At 57.8% G+C, this 14841-nt stretch carries 10 protein-coding genes and 3 tRNA genes; 9 read left to right on the forward strand and 4 right to left on the reverse strand.

Annotation, left to right across the window (positions count from 1 at the left end):
• Positions 1–3 precede the first annotated feature (3 nt).
• The 4 genes from chiQ to nagE form a co-directional block, all read right to left on the reverse strand.
• Positions 4–330, reverse strand: coding sequence for a ChiQ/YbfN family lipoprotein (chiQ, locus tag MMS95_RS19790; RefSeq protein WP_076740485.1), 327 nt, complete (start codon positions 328–330; stop codon positions 4–6).
• Between the two features lie 46 nt (positions 331–376).
• A complete protein-coding gene (locus tag MMS95_RS19795) occupies positions 377–1780 on the reverse strand; it encodes an OprD family outer membrane porin (protein ID WP_004939945.1) in 1404 nt (467 codons plus the stop codon).
• Positions 1781–2358: 578 nt separating this feature from the next.
• Entirely contained in the window at positions 2359–4023 is a 1665-nt protein-coding gene (gene glnS / locus MMS95_RS19800; protein WP_015376953.1) for a glutamine--tRNA ligase, read from the reverse strand.
• Between the two features lie 240 nt (positions 4024–4263).
• Complete coding sequence (gene nagE, locus MMS95_RS19805; protein ID WP_031299992.1) at positions 4264–6300, reverse strand: N-acetylglucosamine-specific PTS transporter subunit IIBC; 2037 nt, start codon at positions 6298–6300, stop codon at positions 4264–4266.
• Between the two features lie 334 nt (positions 6301–6634).
• Here nagE and nagB point away from each other — a divergent pair, with 334 nt between their 5' ends.
• The 9 genes from nagB to MMS95_RS19850 all read left to right on the forward strand — a co-directional run bounded on the left by nagB (position 6635) and on the right by MMS95_RS19850 (position 14745).
• Complete coding sequence (gene nagB / locus MMS95_RS19810; protein ID WP_004939952.1) at positions 6635–7435, forward strand: glucosamine-6-phosphate deaminase; 801 nt, start codon at positions 6635–6637, stop codon at positions 7433–7435.
• An 18-nt stretch (positions 7436–7453) separates the two neighbouring features.
• Positions 7454–8593, forward strand: coding sequence for an N-acetylglucosamine-6-phosphate deacetylase (nagA, locus tag MMS95_RS19815; RefSeq protein WP_015376951.1), 1140 nt, complete (start codon positions 7454–7456; stop codon positions 8591–8593).
• Between the two features lie 27 nt (positions 8594–8620).
• On the forward strand, positions 8621–9841 hold the full coding sequence (locus MMS95_RS19820; RefSeq protein WP_004939956.1) for an N-acetylglucosamine repressor: 1221 nt from the start codon (positions 8621–8623) through the stop codon (positions 9839–9841).
• 67 nt (positions 9842–9908) lie between these two features.
• On the forward strand, positions 9909–10661 hold the full coding sequence (locus MMS95_RS19825) for an HAD-IIA family hydrolase (protein ID WP_004939957.1): 753 nt from the start codon (positions 9909–9911) through the stop codon (positions 10659–10661).
• 190 nt (positions 10662–10851) lie between these two features.
• Entirely contained in the window at positions 10852–12294 is a 1443-nt protein-coding gene (locus tag MMS95_RS19830; RefSeq protein WP_242142136.1) for a glycosyl hydrolase family 18 protein, read from the forward strand.
• Positions 12295–12578: 284 nt separating this feature from the next.
• The gene (asnB, locus tag MMS95_RS19835; protein WP_015376949.1) at positions 12579–14243 is read left to right on the forward strand and encodes an asparagine synthase B; all 1665 of its coding nucleotides are present in this window, start codon (positions 12579–12581) and stop codon (positions 14241–14243) included.
• A 219-nt stretch (positions 14244–14462) separates the two neighbouring features.
• Positions 14463–14539, forward strand: a tRNA-Met gene (locus MMS95_RS19840).
• Between the two features lie 16 nt (positions 14540–14555).
• A tRNA-Leu gene (locus MMS95_RS19845) sits at positions 14556–14640 on the forward strand.
• Between the two features lie 30 nt (positions 14641–14670).
• A tRNA-Gln gene (locus tag MMS95_RS19850) sits at positions 14671–14745 on the forward strand.
• Positions 14746–14841: the final 96 nt, after the last annotated feature.

Raw genomic sequence — 14841 nt, forward strand, 5'->3', positions numbered from 1 at the left:
TTCTTAATTATTGTTATCGCGAATTTCTTGCCACAGCTTGCCGCACTTGGCGTCGTAAGCCTGACCGTTACCGCTGTGCACCGCCATAATGCAGTTCTGATAATCCATCACCCGCACCGTTTCCTGCGCGGCGAACTGCTGGTGCTGTTTCTCTTGTTTCAGCACGTTCAGCACCGCCTTGCAGGGCTGCAGACGCTCCGGCGAGCCTTCGGCGGTGTTGATGCAGGCGCTGTAAGCCTGCTTCAATTTAGCGTCTTCCGGCGGCGCGGCGGGTTGCGCGCAGGCGCTCAAGAGCGCGGCGGCCGCCAACATCAGCATGATTTTTTTCATCGTTGAATTCCCTTAACTGCCCCCGGCGACGAGGCCGGGGAACGCATCAGAAGATGGTGAATGGCGCGATGACCATGAACTTGACGTCTTTCTCGTCCTGGAAGATGTTGCCGTAACCGCCGCCCCAGCTCGGGATGTTGGTGTGGTTGTCATACTGGGTGTAGTGCAGCTTGATCAGCGTGCCCTTGGCGCGCCCTTCCTGGATGGTGTACATCGCGTCCAGGCTCCAGGCGCTCTCTTTCAGGCGCTGGCTCTGATCGTAGATCGGGTTGGTGCTCGGCTTGGCGTCCCAGGCGTAAACGTAGGAGCCGCCGACCGCCATGCCCGGCAGGTTCCAGTTGCTGAGGTCATACATCACGCCGGCGTACACCGCTTTCTCGCCGTTGGCGTTAAAGTCGGAGCGGTTGTCCCACCACACGTCCAGGCGGCCGTTGGACGAGGCGTAGGTCGGGGTCATGCGCTGCAGGAAGAAACCCTGGTTGCCTTCCGCCTTGACCATGGTGCCTTCCAGACGCCAGTTGAACTGGCCGGTGGTGTAACCGAAGGTCAGCGCCTGCAGCCAGGCCAGCCCGTCGTAGATGCTGTTCGGATCGTTCTTGTCGCTGATGCGATCTTCCGCACCGTAGAACTGGTAACTGGTGGTCAGCGGGTTGCCCAGCACATCGAATTTGTAAGACGCCTTGGTGAAGTACTGATTCACGTAACCCTGGGCCTGGCCGAAGGCGGCTTCCAGCACCAGATCGTTTTTGAAATCGTACTTGGCGCCCAGCGAGTGCAGGTAGGAGACGCGGGTTTTCTTATCGTTCTGGCGGAAGTCGTCCACCTCGATATGCCACGGCGCCTTGTATTTGTCGGCCCACATGTAGGAGAAGCTCAACGCGCCGGCATCGCCGTAGTCGAACTTGGCGCCGGCCTCGGCGCCCTGATAGGTGCCCGGCATAAAGCTCCAGTGCGGCGCCAGCAGGGTTTGGCCGCTCGGCTGAATATAGCCGGCGCGCGCCCAGACCGGGCCGTATTTGAACTTGGCGGCGGCTTTGTACAGGCTGACGCCGCCTTTGTCACCGGAATAGTCTTCGTCGTAGGTACGGTTTTTTGAGGAGAACGCGATCTCGTTAGGGTGGCCGCTGGCGCTGGATTCCGCCAGCTCGATGGCGGTAAAGGCACCGACATCCAAGCCGAACATGTCCCAGGCGTAGCCCGAGGCGAAATCCAGGCTCAGGTTGGCGGTAGAGTGCGACAGGTTGGTGGTGTATTGGTTGTAATCCTTGCTGTCCGGATTGAGATCTTTACGGTCGCGCTCACGTTGCCAGTAATAGATGCCGCCGGTCAGCGTGGAGTCATCGATAAACCCTGCGGCTTTCGCCTCAGGCGCCATGGCAAACCCTGTTCCCAACAGCGCGCCCGCGACTGCGAGCGCCAGCGTTTTACGCTGAGCACCGTGCGTACCCATATTGAAATTCCTCTTTGACTTAACTTAAAAGTTGCAGCCGCCTGTGTTCACCACTGCCCTGCACGACTGCCAATAAAAAACCCGAACGGGTAAAAAAAATTGCCGACGAGATGTTATTCCCACAGCACTAATTGCTACAGACAGACTATTTTTCGCGACGCGAATTATCAAATGAAAAATGCGGGAGATTTGTCAAAATATGACAAGGAGCACATATCAGTGAGATTTTGTTACGCCGGTGTTCATGGAAGGTGTCGAATAAAAAATTCAATTAAATCAGAATAAATTGAGATACAAGGTCAACCAGAGACGATTAATGGTTTCAGCCTGACTAAATGCGTCATTCAGACAATAAAAATTGAGAGCGCTCTCCAAATGAAATTAATTCGCATCACGAATATATAAGTAAAAATTAAGACTATTAAGTCCAATATCAAAAAACTTATTGATTAACGCACCGCGGTTAATTAAGCACAGCCCGGAATAACGCTGCAGGAATAGATGATTTGCTCGATGGCAGACATAAAAAAAGCGCGGCCTAAGCCGCGCTGATTCATTAATTTCCAAGGCGAATAAGATTAGCCTTCGATTTTCGCCCAGGTGTCACGCAGACCAACGGTGCGGTTAAACACCAGATGCTCGGCCGACGAGTAACGATTGTCGGCACAGAAGTAGCCTTCACGCTCGAACTGGTAGGCCTTCTCCGGCTGGGCGGCCGCCAGACTCGGCTCGACGAAACCGTGCTTGATGACCAGCGATTCCGGGTTGATGGTGGAGAGGAAATCCTCCGCCGCGCCCGGGTTAGGCACGCTGAACAGGCGATCGTACAGGCGAATTTCCGCCGGCAGCGCGTGCGCCGCGGACACCCAGTGGATCACGCCCTTCACCTTGCGGCCGTCGGCAGGATCTTTGCTCAGCGTTTCCGCATCGTAGCTGCAGAAGATGGTGGTGATCTCGCCCGCTTCGTCCTTCTCGACGCGCTCGGCCTTGATCACGTACGCATTGCGCAGACGCACTTCCTTGCCTAGCACCAGACGCTTGTACTGCTTGTTGGCTTCTTCGCGGAAGTCGGCGCGATCGATATAGATCTCGCGGCTGAACGGCACATCGCGGCTGCCCATTTCCGGCTTGTTCGGGTGGTTAGGCATGGTGACCATTTCCACCGCATCGCCCATGTTCTCGATGACGATTTTCACCGGATCCAGCACCGCCATGGCGCGCGGGGCGTTCTCGTTCAGATCGTCGCGAATGCAGGATTCCAGCGCCACCATCTCGACGTTGTTGTCTTGCTTGGTCACGCCGATGCGCAGGCAGAACTCGCGAATCGAGGCGGCGGTATAACCGCGGCGGCGCAGACCGGAGACGGTCGGCATGCGCGGGTCATCCCAACCTTCGACGATCTTCTCGGCCACCAGTTGGTGCAGCTTGCGCTTCGACATGATGGCGTATTCGAGGTTCAGACGCGAAAACTCGTACTGCCGCGGGTGGCAAGGAATGGTGATGTTATCCAGCACCCAGTCATACAGACGGCGGTTATCCTGGAACTCCAGGGTGCACAGCGAATGGGTGATCCCTTCCAGCGCATCGGAAATGCAGTGGGTGAAATCATACATCGGGTAGATGCACCATTTGTTGCCGGTCTGGTGGTGTTCGGCAAACTTGATGCGGTACAGCACCGGATCGCGCATCACGATAAACGGCGAAGCCATATCGATCTTGGCGCGCAGGCAGGCGGCGCCTTCGGCGAACTCGCCGTTGCGCATCTTCTCGAACAGCGCCAGGTTCTCTTCCACGCTGCGGTCGCGGTACGGGCTGTCTTTGCCCGGCGAGGTCAGGGTGCCGCGATATTCACGGATCTGCTCCGGCGACAGCTCATCGACGTAGGCCAGCCCCTTGGTAATCAGCTCAACCGCATACTGGTGCAGCTGATCGAAATAGTCTGAGGAGTAATGAACGTTGCCGCTCCACTCAAAGCCCAGCCACTCCACGTCGTGCTTGATTGACTCCACGAACTCGATGTCTTCTTTCACCGGGTTGGTGTCATCGAAACGCAGGTTGCACTGGCCCTGATAGTCCTTGGCGATGCCGAAGTTCAGGCAGATGGACTTGGCGTGGCCGATATGCAGATAGCCGTTAGGCTCCGGCGGGAAACGGGTATGTACCGACGTGTGTTTCCCCGACGCCAGATCTTCATCGACGATCTGACGGATAAAATTGGTTGGGCGGGCTTCAGCCTCACTCATTTCACTGTTCCTCAATGCAAAGCGCTACACATAACCGCCTATGATCCAACAAGCCACGTCTGGAAACAACCGTTTGTTTCACGAAAAATGCGGCATATTGCACCATCGGCGCGCAGCGCACCGCCGTGGAGCGAAATGGGATAAAAAAAGCGGGAAGAGATCGCTCTCTTCCCGCCAAGTCGGGGCAAACTCCGCCATGATGCGTGACCGGCCCCGGGTACTACTCAGGTAAAAACAGCCTTATTTCTGGATCTCGTACAGCTTGGTCTGACCGGCGACCACCGAGCCGCTGGCCAGCGCCGCCAGGCCGGCATAGTCGTCAGAATTGCTGACTACCACCGGGCTTATCATCGAACGCGCATTGGCGTTCAGGTAATCCAGATCCAGTTCCAGAATCGGTTGACCGGCTTTCACTTCCGCGCCCTCTTCCACCAGGCGTTTGAAGCCCTGGCCTTCCAGCGCGACGGTGTCGATCCCCATGTGCACCACGATCTCAGCGCCCTTGTCGGTTTCCAGGCAGAAGGCGTGGTTGGTATTGAAGATTTTCACCACGGTGCCGTCAGCCGGCGACACCACGATGTTGTCGGTCGGGCGAATCGCCAGGCCGTCGCCTACCGCCTTGCTGGCGAAGGCTTCGTCCGGCACCTGATCGAGCGCCACCACTTCACCGGTTACCGGCGCCACCAGCGTTTCAAACGCGGCTTTCGGTGCGTTCGGCACCGCCTGCGGTTTGGCTTCTGCAGCAGGGGCCGCCGCCGGAGCCGCCGCTGCCGCTACCGGGCCGGCCGCGATCACGTTGCGCATCGCGCTGGCGATAAGTTCGGCACGGGTGCCGACGATCACTTGCACGCTCTGCTTGTTCAGGCGGATAACGCCCGATGCGCCGAGGCGTTTCGCCAATGCGTCGTTCACCAGCGCGGAGTCTTTCACATTCAGACGCAGGCGGGTGATGCAGGCATCGATGCCGGTCAGGTTGTCGGAGCCGCCGATCGCGCCGACGTAGCGACGGGCCAGCGTGGTGGTTTCGTTCTCGTCTTTACCGGCGTTGCTGTCGACGTTGACGTCGTAGCCGTCGGTTTCGTCACCGGCAACCGCCAGCTCGCGGCCCGGGGTCATCAGGTTGAACTTGTTGATAGTGAAGCGGAACACCACGTAGTAGATGACGAAGAACGCCAAGCCTTGCGGGATCAGCATGTACCAGTGGGTCGCCAGCGGGTTGCGGGACGACAACACCATATCGACCAGGCCGGCGCTGAAGCCGAAACCGGCGATCCAGTGCATGCTGGCGGCGATGAACACCGAGATACCGGTCAGCACGGCGTGGATCACGTACAGCACCGGTGCCACGAACATGAAGGAGAATTCTAGCGGTTCGGTGATACCGGTAAAGAAGGCGGCGAACGCGGCCGCCAGCATGATGCCCGCCACTTTGGCTTTGTTCTCAGGACGCGCGCAATGATAAATGGCCAGCGCCGCACCCGGCAGACCGAACATCATAATCGGGAAGAAGCCCGCCTGATAACGGCCGGTGATGCCGACAACCGCTTTACCGGCTTCGATCGACTGCTGGCCACCGAGGAAGTTAGGAATATCGTTGATGCCGGCCACGTCGAACCAGAACACCGAGTTCAGCGCGTGGTGCAGGCCAACCGGAATCAGCAGGCGGTTGAAGAAGGCATAGATGCCCGCGCCGACCGAGCCCATTTTCTGGATGTGTTCACCGAAGTTCACCAGACCGTTGAAGATCACCGGCCAGATGTACATCAGAATGAAAGCGACCAGGATCATCAGGAAGGAGATGAGGATCGGCACCAGGCGGCGGCCGCTGAAGAACGACAGCGCCTTAGGCAGCTCGACGCCGCTGAAGCGGTTGTACACTTCGGCGGAAATGATGCCCACCAGAATACCGACGAACTGGTTCTGGATCTTGCCGAACGCGGCAGGCACCTGATCCAGCGGGATCTTCTGAATCATCGACACGGCGGCCGGCGAACAGAGGGTGGTCAGCACCAGGAAGCCGACGAAGCCGGTCAACGCGGCGGCACCGTCCTTGTCTTTGGACATGCCGTAGGCCACGCCGATAGCGAACAGCACCGACATGTTGTCGATGATAGCGGAGCCGGATTTAATGAAGAAAGCGGCGAGCGCGTTGTCGCCGCCCCAACCAACAGGGTCAATCCAGTACCCGACGCCCATCAAGATGGCGGCGGCGGGCAGCGTGGCGACCGGCACCATCAGCGCCCGTCCCACCTTTTGCAAATAACTAAGAATGTTCACCTTTTCCCCCTATGTTGTCCGCGGACGGACCCTATTAGTAGTTTATTTGGAGCTCTCACTACCTTTTTAGAAACAACGCATGGCACGTATCACTCATGCCGAGTGTAAAAAATTTATTTTGTATCGCAAATTAAAACCTCCCTTTTTGTGATAAATATCACCAAAAAGTAGTCTTCACCTCCCAGATTGCTGGCCATCACACAAAACTTATTTTATCATTCAAAAAATCAACCGGACGGACGATTCACGCGAGAATCATAAAGCTGGGTTACGCTTAGGACTCCCGCAGGCCCGTACAGTATAGCTTTAGTTTACTTATCCCAAGAGGTGTTAGATGAGACTTATCCCACTGAAAGATACCGCACAAGTCGGCAAATGGGCCGCGCGTCATATCGTTCAACGCATCAACGCATTCAAGCCAACCGCAGAGCGCCCGTTTGTACTCGGCCTGCCTACCGGCGGCACGCCGCTGGAAGCCTACAAACATCTGATTGCGATGCACAAAGCAGGTGAAGTAAGCTTTAAGCATGTTGTGACTTTCAACATGGACGAGTACGTTGGCCTGCCGCAGGAACACCCGGAAAGCTACCACACCTTCATGTACCGCAACTTCTTTGATCACGTTGATATTCCTCGTGAAAACATCAACCTGCTGAACGGCAACGCCGCGGATGTCGACGCCGAGTGCCGCCAGTACGAAGAGAAGATCAAGTCTTACGGCAAAATTAACCTGTTCATGGGCGGCGTGGGCATCGACGGCCATATCGCGTTCAACGAGCCGGCTTCGTCCCTGGCTTCGCGCACCCGCATCAAAACGCTGACCGAAGACACCCGCATCGCCAACTCGCGCTTCTTCGGCGGCGACGTCAGCCTGGTGCCGAAATATGCGCTGACCGTCGGCGTGGGCACGCTGCTGGACGCGGAAGAAGTGATGATCCTGGTCACCGGCCACGCCAAGGCGCAGGCGCTGGAAGCCGCAGTGGAAGGCAACATCAACCACATGTGGACCATCAGCTGCCTGCAGCTGCACGCCAAAGCGGTGGTGGTGTGCGACGAACCGGCCACCATGGAACTGAAAGTCAAAACCGTCAAATACTTCCGCGAGTTAGAAGCGGAAAGCGTGAAAAGTCTTTAATCTTTGCAGGGGGCTACGATGTTCGCTTTAACCCACGGCCGAATCTATACCGGCCACGACGTACTTGATGACCATGCAGTCATTATCGCTGATGGGCTGATCGAGAAAGTCTGCCCGGTGGCTGAATTGCCCGCCGGCATCGAAACGCGCGACCTGGGTGGCGCCATCCTGGCCCCCGGGCTTATCGACGTGCAGCTGAACGGCTGCGGCGGCGTCCAGTTCAACGATTCGCTGGAAGCGATCTCGGAAGAAACGCTGGAGATCATGCAGCGCGCCAATGAGAAATCCGGCTGCACCAGCTATCTGCCGACGCTGATCACCAGCAGCGACGAATTCATGAAGCACAGCGTCGACGTGATGCGCGCTTATCTGAAAAAGCACCAAAATCAGGCGTTGGGCCTGCACCTGGAAGGGCCGTATCTCAGCCCGGTGAAAAAAGGCACCCACAACCCGGCGTTCATTCGCAAGCCGACCCAGGACATGATCGATTACCTGTGCGCCAACGCCGACGTGATCACCAAGGTGACGCTGGCGCCGGAAATGGTTGAGCCGCACTTTATCAAGCAGCTGACCGAGGCCGGCATCGTGGTCTCCGCCGGCCACTCGAACGCCACCTACGATCAGGCGCGCACCGGCTTCGCCGCCGGCATCAGCTTCGCCACCCACCTGTACAACGCCATGCCGTATATCACCGGCCGCGAACCGGGGCTGATGGGGGCTATCTTCGACACGCCGGAGGTCTATACCGGCATCATCGCCGACGGCCATCACGTGGCCTGGGCGAGTATCCGTAACGCCAAACGCCTGAAAGGTGATAAATTGGTCTTGGTCACCGACGCGACCGCACCGGCGGGTGCAGATATTGACCAATTTATTTTCGCCGGTAAAACAATATACTATCGGGACGGGCTGTGCGTGGATGAGAACGGCACCCTGAGCGGTTCCGCGCTGACCATGATCGAAGCGGTGCAAAACAGCGTCGAGCATATCGGCATCGCGCTGGACGAAGCGCTGCGCATGGCGACGCTGTACCCGGCGCGCGCGATCGGCGCCGATCGCCGTCTGGGCACCATCGAAGCCGGCAAGGTGGCTAACCTGACCGCCTTCACCCGTGATTTCAAGATCACCAAAACGCTCGTTAACGGTAACGAGGTTTAATTCAATGAACAGCGAGTAACATTATTGATGAGCACTGGCGGACAAGCACAAATAGGGAACGTTGACTTAGTCAAACAACTTAACGGCGCGGCAGTTTATCGCCTGATCGACCAACAGGGCCCGATCTCGCGCATTCAAATCGCCGAACTCAGCCAGCTCGCCCCCGCCAGCGTCACTAAGATTACTCGCCAGCTGCTGGAGCGCGGGCTGATCAAAGAAGTCGATCAGCAAGCCTCCACCGGCGGCCGCCGCGCGATCTCCATCGTGTCGGAAACCCGTCATTTCCATACCGTCGCGGTGCGTCTCGGCCGCCACGACGCCACCATCACCCTGTATGACATGAGCGGTAAATCGCTCAGCGAAGAACACTATCCGCTGCCGGAACGCACCCAGGAAACGCTGGAGAATGCGCTGTTTGCCGCCATCGCCCAATTCATTGAAGCGAACCAGCGCCGCCTGCGCGAACTGATCGCCATCGCGGTGATCCTGCCTGGCCTGGTGGATCCGGCGCTGGGCGTGGTGCGCTATATGCCGCACATCAGCGTCAGCAACTGGGCGCTGGTAGACAACCTGCAGCAGCGCTTTAACGTCACCAGCTTCGTCGGCCACGACATCCGCAGCCTGGCGCTGGCGGAGCACTACTTCGGTGCCACCCGCGACTGTGAAGACTCGATTCTGGTGCGCCTGCACCGTGGTACCGGCGCCGGCATCATCGTCAACGGGCAGATTTTTCTCGGCAACAACGGCAACGTCGGCGAGATCGGCCATATCCAGATCGATCCGCTCGGCGAACGCTGCCACTGCGGCAACTTCGGCTGCCTGGAGACGGTGGCCGCCAACGCGGCGATCGAACAGCGCGTGCGCCAGCTGCTGAGCCAGGGCTACCCGAGCAAACTGACGCTGGAAGACTGCGGCATCAACGCCATCTGCAAGGCCGCCAACCGCGGCGATCTGCTGGCCAGCGAAGTGATCGAACACGTCGGCCGCTATCTGGGCAAGGCGGTGGCCATCGCCATCAACCTGTTCAATCCGCAGAAGGTGGTGATCGCCGGTGAGATCACCGAAGCGGACAAGGTGCTGCTGCCGGCGATCCAGAGCTGCATCAATACCCAGGTGCTGAAGGACTTCCGCAAAAATCTGCCGGTGGTGACCTCCGAACTCAATCATCGCTCGGCGATCGGCGCTTTCGCCCTGGCCAAACGCGCGATGCTCAACGGCGTGCTCTTGCAGCGATTGCTGGAAAGCTGATCCGCCGCTTCTGGCAGGTGTGTTATCGTCACTTCTTGCCTGCCGTAATCATGAGAAACAGCGACAAATGAAAATCAAAAACGTTATATGCGATATCGACGGCGTGCTGCTGCATGACAATACGCCGGTGCCCGGCGCCGATCTGTTCCTGGCGCGCATCCAGGAACAAGGCATGCCGCTGGTGGTGCTGACCAACTACCCATCACAGACCGCACAGGATTTGGCGAACCGCTTCGCCGCCGCCGGGCTGGAAGTGCCGGAGAGCGCGTTCTATACCTCGGCGATGGCCACCGCCGACTTCCTGCGCCGTCAGGAAGGTAAAAAAGCCTATGTGGTCGGCGAAGGCGCGCTGATCCATGAGCTGTACAAAGCCGGTTTCACCATCACCGACATCAACCCGGATTTTGTGATCGTCGGTGAAACCCGCTCTTACAACTGGGACATGATGCACAAAGCCGCCTACTTCGTCAGTAACGGCGCGCGCTTTATCGCGACTAATCCGGATAGCCACGGCCACGGCTTCTCGCCGGCCTGCGGTGCCCTGTGCGCGCCCATCGAGAAGATCACCGGCCGCAAGCCGTTTTATGTCGGCAAGCCCAGCCCGTGGATCATTCGCGCCGCACTGAACAAAATGCAGGCGCACTCGGAAGAGACGGTGATCGTCGGCGACAACCTGCGCACCGACATTCTGGCGGGCTTCCAGGCCGGCCTGGAAACCGTGCTGGTGCTGTCCGGCGTCTCCACGCTGAGCGACATCGAAACCATGCCGTTCCGCCCGAGCTACGTTTACCCTTCCGTCGCCGATATCACCATCTTCTGATGCGACCATGGCGGCCGCCCGGCCGCCGTTATTTCCTTCTCCCCCAGCGTCAGTTTGAATTTAATTCGTTCATGGCCGTAAAAGGTTTCAGCCTGCCTGCGTTAAAAATCCTCATTATAACGTTACGCCCCGCCAATAGCTGATATTGCCGGCGAGCGGAAAACCCTTACCCCTAATTAATGAGGCTACCATGAGCACAAATAACACTATTAATGCCGTCGCCGCCGATGACGCGGCCATTATGCCGTCTATCGCCAATAAAAAGATCCTGATGGGTTTCTGGCACAACTGGGCCGCCGGCGCCAGTGACGGCTACCAGCAAGGGCAGTTCGCCAATATGAACCTGACCGACATTCCCACCGAGTACAACGTGGTGGCCGTCGCCTTTATGAAAGGCCAGGGCATCCCGACCTTCAAGCCTTACAACCTGTCCGACACCGAGTTCCGCCGCCAGGTGGGCGTGCTGAACAGCCAGGGCCGCGCGGTGCTGATCTCCCTCGGCGGCGCAGACGCGCATATCGAGCTAAAGACCGGCGATGAAGACAAGCTGAAAGACGAGATTATTCGCCTGGTGGAAGTCTATGGCTTCGACGGCCTGGATATCGATCTGGAACAGGCGGCGATCGGCGCCGCCAATAATAAAACCGTCTTGCCTGCGGCATTGAAAAAAGTAAAAGACCATTACGCCGCGCAGGGAAAAAATTTTATTATCAGCATGGCGCCGGAATTCCCGTATTTACGCACCAACGGCACCTACCTGGATTATATTAATGCCCTCGAAGGCTATTACGACTTTATCGCGCCGCAATATTATAACCAGGGCGGCGACGGTATTTGGGTGGATGAACTCAATGCCTGGATCACGCAGAATAACGACGCCATGAAAGAGGACTTCCTCTACTACCTGACGGAAAGCCTGGTTACCGGCACCCGCGGCTATGCGAAGATCCCGGCGGCGAAATTCGTCATCGGCCTGCCAAGCAACAACGATGCCGCCGCCACCGGCTACGTGGTCAACAAACAGGCGGTGTATAACGCTTTCTCGCGTCTCGACGCCAAAAACCTGTCGATCAAGGGCCTGATGACCTGGTCAATCAACTGGGATAACGGCAAGAGCAAAGCCGGCGTCGCCTACAATTGGGAGTTCAAAACCCGCTATGCGCCGCTGATTCAGGGCGGCGTCACCCCGCCGCCGGGAAAGCCTAATGCGCCGACGGCGCTGACGGTCGCCGAACTGGGCGCCACCTCGCTGAAACTGAGCTGGGCCGCCGCCACCGGCGCTTTCCCGATCGCCAGTTACACCGTCTACCGCAACGGCAACTCGATCGGCCAGACCGCCGGTCTGTCGCTGGCCGACGGCGGTCTGACGCCGGCGACCCAGTACAGCTACTTCGTTACCGCGACCGATAGCCAGGGCAATACCTCGCTGCCAAGCAGCGCGCTGGCGGTCAAAACCGCCAACGACGGCACGCCGCCCGATCCGGGGGCGCCCGAGTGGCAGAACAACCACAGTTACAAGGCTGGCGACGTGGTGAGCTATAAAGGCAAGAAATATACCTGTATCCAGGCGCACACCTCCAACGCCGGCTGGACGCCGGACGCCGCCTTCACCCTGTGGCAGCTCATCGCCTAATCGCTAATCGATTGCCGGCCAAACTGGCCGGCAATCCCGCCATCACGCTAAAAATTGCATAATCGATAATTTTTCACGTCGATAACTGAACATCCGTTAAAAACCACATCTAAGCAAACAACTATTTCTCAACGCATGGCTAAAACGCTTGCATCTCCCGCAGCTTTTGGCGCATTTTCATAACCACAGCGCAGCAAAACCGGGTTATCGCTGATAAATCGGCAATGCTGCCCATAACAGTAAAAAACAACATCACAGTCATAAAAGCCCGTTAGGAGAGTTGTATGTGTTCTATTTTCGGTGTGCTCGATCTGAAGTCCGATCCCGTTGAACTGCGTAAGAAAGCGCTGGAGCTGTCACGTCTGATGCGCCACCGCGGCCCGGATTGGTCCGGCGTTTACGCCAGCGACAAAGCCATTCTGGCTCACGAACGCCTGTCGATCGTCGACGTCAACAATGGCGCTCAACCGCTGTACAACGCTGCGCACACCCACGTTCTGGCGGTCAACGGCGAAATTTACAACCATCAGGCGCTGCGCCAACAGCTGAGCGAACGCTACGCGTTCCAGACCGGTTCCGACTGTGAAGTGATCCTGGCGCTGTACCAGGAGAAAGGCCCGGACTTCCTCGACGATCTGCAAGGCATGTTCGCCTTCGCCCTGTATGACACCGAAAAAGACGCCTACCTGATCGGCCGCGATCACCTGGGCATCATTCCGCTGTACATGGGCCACGACGAGCACGGCAACCTGTACGTCGCCTCGGAAATGAAAGCGCTGGTGCCGGTGTGCCGCACCATCAAGGAATTCCCGGCCGGCAGCTACCTGTGGAGCCAGGACGGTGAGATTCGTGAATATTATCGCCGCGATTGGTTCGATTACGACAGCGTCAAGGACAACGTGACCGACGCCGCCACCCTGCGCACCGCGCTGGAAGAGTCGGTGAAAAGCCACCTGATGTCCGACGTACCTTACGGCGTGCTGCTGTCGGGCGGGCTGGATTCCTCGGTCATTTCGGCGATCACCAAGAAGTACGCCGCGCGCCGCGTGGAAGATCAGGAACGCAGCGAGGCCTGGTGGCCACAGCTGCACTCCTTCGCCGTAGGCCTGGAGGGCTCGCCGGATCTGCGCGCCGCGCAAGAGGTGGCCAACCATCTGGGCACCGTGCACCATGAAATCCACTTCACCGTACAGGAAGGCCTGGACGCCATCCGCGACGTGATTTATCACATCGAAACCTACGACGTCACCACCATTCGCGCCTCGACGCCAATGTACCTGATGTCGCGCAAAATCAAGGCGATGGGCATCAAGATGGTGCTTTCCGGTGAAGGCGCGGACGAAGTGTTCGGCGGCTACCTGTACTTCCATAAGGCGCCGGACGCCCGCGAATTCCACGAAGAGACCGTACGCAAACTGCTGGCGCTGCACATGTTCGACTGCGCGCGCGCCAACAAGGCGATGTCCGCCTGGGGCGTCGAAGCCCGCGTGCCGTTCCTGGACAAGAAATTCCTCGACGTGGCGATGCGCATCAACCCGAAAGATAAAATGTGCGGCAACGGCAAAATGGAAAAACACATCGTTCGCGAATGTTTCGAGTCCTATTTGCCGGCCAGCGTGGCCTGGCGCCAGAAAGAGCAGTTCTCCGACGGCGTCGGCTACAGCTGGATCGACACGCTAAAAGAGGTGGCTGCGCAGCAAATCAGCGATCAACAGCTCGAAACCGCGCGTTTCCGCTTCCCGTACAACACGCCGACCTCGAAAGAAGGCTACCTGTACCGCGAGATCTTCGAAGAGCTGTTCCCGCTGCCGAGCGCCGCCGAATGCGTGCCGGGCGGCCCATCCGTCGCCTGCTCGTCCGCCAAGGCCATCGAATGGGATGAATCGTTCAAGAAGATGGACGATCCTTCCGGCCGCGCCGTCGGCGTGCACCAGGCCGCCTATAAATAAACGCGCGGCGTTTTCCCTTGGGGCGGGCCTTTTGGCCCGCCTTTTTGTTGCCTTTTCCGCCCGCCAACTGCCTGAATTGCCGATTTTATCGCCATAATGTTCACAACCCAGACAAACGGCGCTTCCGGGCGCTTTTTCGGGAAAAAACTTGTTGACGCAAATCGGTCATATACGCATAATGCGCCCCGCAACGCCGATGAAGGCAAAGCAAAAAAAGAGGGCTACGTAGCTCAGCTGGTTAGAGCACATCACTCATAATGATGGGGTCACAGGTTCGAATCCCGTCGTAGCCACCATCTCTTTTTTGCATTTGCGGGAGTGGCGAAATTGGTAGACGCACCAGATTTAGGTTCTGGCGCCGCAAGGTGTGCGAGTTCAAGTCTCGCCTCCCGCACCATTTCTCTTCATCGTCGGCGCAGTATGTTGATGGGGTATCGCCAAGCGGTAAGGCACCGGTTTTTGATACCGGCATTCCCTGGTTCGAATCCAGGTACCCCAGCCATAACAAACTGCTTGCAAATCAAAGAAGTAAAAAGTAACATCGGCTACGTAGCTCAGCTGGTTAGAGCACATCACTCATAATGATGGGGTCACAGGT

This window comes from Serratia sp. PGPR-27, assembly GCF_022678525.1.
Classification (GTDB): Bacteria; Pseudomonadota; Gammaproteobacteria; order Enterobacterales; family Enterobacteriaceae; genus Serratia; species Serratia nematodiphila.